General features: G+C 68.8%; 4 protein-coding genes. 3 read left to right on the forward strand and 1 reads right to left on the reverse strand.

Going from position 1 to position 3,247, the window contains the following annotated elements; genetic code table 11:
• Positions 1–28 precede the first annotated feature (28 nt).
• The gene (locus tag B1964_RS10140) at positions 29–820 is read right to left on the reverse strand and encodes a hypothetical protein (RefSeq protein ID WP_079929676.1); all 792 of its coding nucleotides are present in this window, start codon (positions 818–820) and stop codon (positions 29–31) included.
• Positions 821–899: 79 nt separating this feature from the next.
• On the opposite strand from B1964_RS10140, the gene B1964_RS10145 reads away from it, so the two are divergent.
• From B1964_RS10145 to B1964_RS10155, 3 genes are all read left to right on the forward strand, one after another.
• A complete protein-coding gene (locus B1964_RS10145; RefSeq protein ID WP_079929677.1) occupies positions 900–1,739 on the forward strand; it encodes a DUF3097 family protein in 840 nt (279 codons plus the stop codon).
• Between the two features lie 76 nt (positions 1,740–1,815).
• Entirely contained in the window at positions 1,816–2,244 is a 429-nt protein-coding gene (locus tag B1964_RS10150; protein ID WP_006370106.1) for an NfeD family protein, read from the forward strand.
• Positions 2,232–3,247, forward strand: a 1,016-nt coding sequence (locus B1964_RS10155; RefSeq protein ID WP_172398802.1) for an SPFH domain-containing protein, incomplete at its 3' end; no start/stop codon positions are given. The genes B1964_RS10150 and B1964_RS10155, both read left to right, overlap by 13 nt.

The raw sequence follows: 3,247 nt of genomic DNA on the forward strand, positions 1-3,247 counted from the left end.
GGGGATGTGGATCGTCGGCGACCGCCGATCACCACGTGGTGCCGAGGAATTCGGCGATGATCCGGTTCACCGCGGCGGCGCGCGCGGCATGGGCGAGACCGACCAGCCGCCGCAGCTCCCCATCGCCGGATGACCACTGTGCGGCGGTTGCCCCGAATCCGGCTCCGGCCTCGCCGGCGAGGATCGCGATCGACTCGACCTGTGCCGCGGTCTCGATCATGCGTGTCGCACGCATGTCGTCGTGTGGTGGCACCTCGACGAGGTGGCGGTGGGTCTGTGCGCGCAGCGTTCCGCGCAGATCGACGGGCATCGTCGCCGTCCGGCCACCGATCTTCGTGATCAGCTCGGCTGTCGTCGAGATCGCCTGTCGCAGTTCGTATTCGATGTCGCCGGCGAGCCCGGTTGCCCCGCTTGGCCCCTCCGATCGGTAGCGCATCGCCCGCCAGCGGCAGGAGCCGTCGTGTTCGGTCGGGATCAGTGCCAGCGGCGTCGCGGCGCCGTCGTCGATCAACAGGACCTCGCCGGCGGCGAAGGCGGCGGTGGTGGCCTCGTCGGGTGGGAGGCCCTGCGGGTCACCGGCGCTGGGGAGCCGGACCGAGAGGCGTCCGGCGTCGCGGAGCAGGGTGAGTATTCCCAGAACACCGGCCGGGGTCGGGTCGGGCGTGCCCGTCCGGTCGTCGAGGACGTGCAGATCGGCGGATCCGGCGAGGGTGTCGACGACGTCGTCGGGGGAGCAGCGTCCGGCGATCCACGCCGCAGACCACGCGCCCAGGGCGCTGGCCGGCCAGGCGTGTTGCAGGACATGGTCGATACTGGTCATAGGTCGTCCACGATACCTTCCGGTTCGCACATCGGCGCCCGGCGTGGCTTTCGCCGGTCTGGGGCGGGAGTTGGTTAGCGTGACGGGTGTGACCGACGATCGTTACGGACGAGATGTACTGGCGGCGCCGCGCCGCGCCGCGCCCCGCACCCCAGAGGTGGCGGCAGAGCGAGACCTGGTCGTCGAGGACGCGGCCAGCGGATTCTGCGGCGCCGTCGTCGGACTCGAGAAGAGCTATGCCGGCGACCTGGTACGGCTCGAGGACCGCCACGGGCGTACGCGGGTCTTCGTCATGCATCCCGCGGCGTTCCTCATCGACGGTGCACCGGTGACCCTGGTCCGACCGCGCACCCGGGGTCCGGTCGCGGCGCAGCGCACCGCGTCGGGATCACGGGTGGCGCCCGCGGCGCGCGCCCGCACGGCCCGTGCGAGCCGGATCTTCGTCGAGGGCGTGCACGACGCCACTCTTCTCGAACGCGTCTGGGGATCGGATCTGCGCGCCGAGGGGGTGGTGGTCGTGGGGCTCGACGGCCTCGACAACCTCGACGCCGTACTCGCCGATTTCGGGCCTGCCGCCCATCGCCGAGCGGGTGTGTTGGTCGACCACCTCGTTGCCGGTTCCAAGGAGGAGCGCCTGACCGCGGATGTGGGGGAGCACGTCCGCGTTCGTGGGCATCGGTTCATCGATGTCTGGGAAGCGGTCAAACCGTCCTCCGTGGGCATCCGGGCCTGGCCGACGGTGCCGCGCGGGGAGGAGTGGAAGGCCGGGGTGTGTACCCGATTGGGCTGGGGCACACCACAAGACGGCTGGCGTCGGGTGCTGTCGAAGGTCACCGACTTCCGTGACCTCGAGGTGGATCTGTTGCGCTCGGTCGAGGAACTCATCGATTTCGTGACCGCCGCGGACGGCGACGGCTGAGTCGGCGATCGCTCCGGGGACTCGGGCGCGGTCCGGATCGCCGCTGCCCCGGTGGCGATTCTGGCAGACTGGACCCATGAGCACCCTGATCTGGCTGGTGGCCGTGATCGTGCTGCTGATCGGCGAGATGGTCAGCGGAGATCTGGTGCTGCTCATGCTCGGTGGTGGCGCGCTCGCCGCCACGGGTGTGGATTTCTTTGTCTCACCACCCATCTGGGTGGACGTGGTGGTGTTCGCGGTGGTTGCGGTCGCGTTGCTGGCATTCGTGCGGCCGGTGGCCAAACGGCATCTGATGTCCCGACCGGCATTGCTGACCAACGTCGAGGCGCTCGAGGGCAAGCACGCCACGGTCCTCGCGTCCGTCGACGAACACCGCGGCCGGGTGAAGATCGACGGCGAGGAGTGGTCCGCCCGCGCGATGACCCCCGGCGATCATTTCGAACCGGGCGAACAGGTGACCGTGATGCAGATCGACGGCGCGACCGCCGTCGTATGGAAGGGGTGAGGGTCGTGGAGTACATCGGCTTGGTGGTGGCCGTCCTGGTGATCGTGTTGGTGGTGGTCACCCTCGCGAAATCGGTGGCCCTCATCCCGCAGGCGGAGGCGGCGGTGATCGAACGCCTGGGGCGCTACACCCGTACCGTGTCGGGGCAGTTGACCCTGCTGGTGCCGTTCATCGACCGGATCCGGGCGCGCGTCGACATCCGCGAACGCGTGGTGTCCTTCCCCCCGCAGCCGGTCATCACCGAGGACAACCTCACCCTGTCGATCGACACCGTCGTCTACTTCCAGGTCACCAATCCGCGGTCGGCGGTCTACGAGATCGACGACTACATCGCCGGCGTCGAGCAGCTGACCATCACCACACTGCGCAACGTGGTCGGTGGCATGACCCTCGAGGAGACGCTGACGTCGAGGGACTCGATCAACGGCCAGTTGCGCGGCGTACTCGACGAGGCGACCGGGCGATGGGGACTGCGCGTGGCGCGCGTCGAGCTCAAGTCGATCATGCCGCCGCCGTCGATCCAGGAATCGATGGAAAAGCAGATGAAGGCCGACCGTGAGAAGCGCGCGACCATCCTGGCCGCGGAGGGACAGCGCGAGTCGGCGATCAAGACCGCCGAGGGTGCCAAGCAGAGCCAGATCCTGTCCGCCGAGGGTGCCAAGCAGGCCGCGATCCTTTCCGCCGAGGCCGAGCGGCAGTCCCGCATCCTGCGTGCCCAGGGCGATCGCGCGGCGACCTACCTCAAGGCGCAGGGTGAGGCCAAGGCGATCCAGAAGACCTTCGCCGCGGTCAAGGCGAGCAAGCCGACACCGGAGATCCTCGCCTATCAGTACCTGCAACAGATCCCCGAGATGGCCAAGGGCGAAGCCAGCAAGGTGTGGGTGTTGCCGACCGACTTCGGTTCGGCCCTTCAGGGATTCGCGAAGTCGTTCGGCGTCAAGGGCGACGACGGGGTGTTCCGGTACGAGCCCGCCGACGACATTCCGGCCGACGTCGACGAATC

Origin of the sequence: Gordonia sp. i37, assembly GCF_002043085.1 — a bacterium.
GTDB lineage: Bacteria > Actinomycetota > Actinomycetes > Mycobacteriales > Mycobacteriaceae > Gordonia > Gordonia polyisoprenivorans.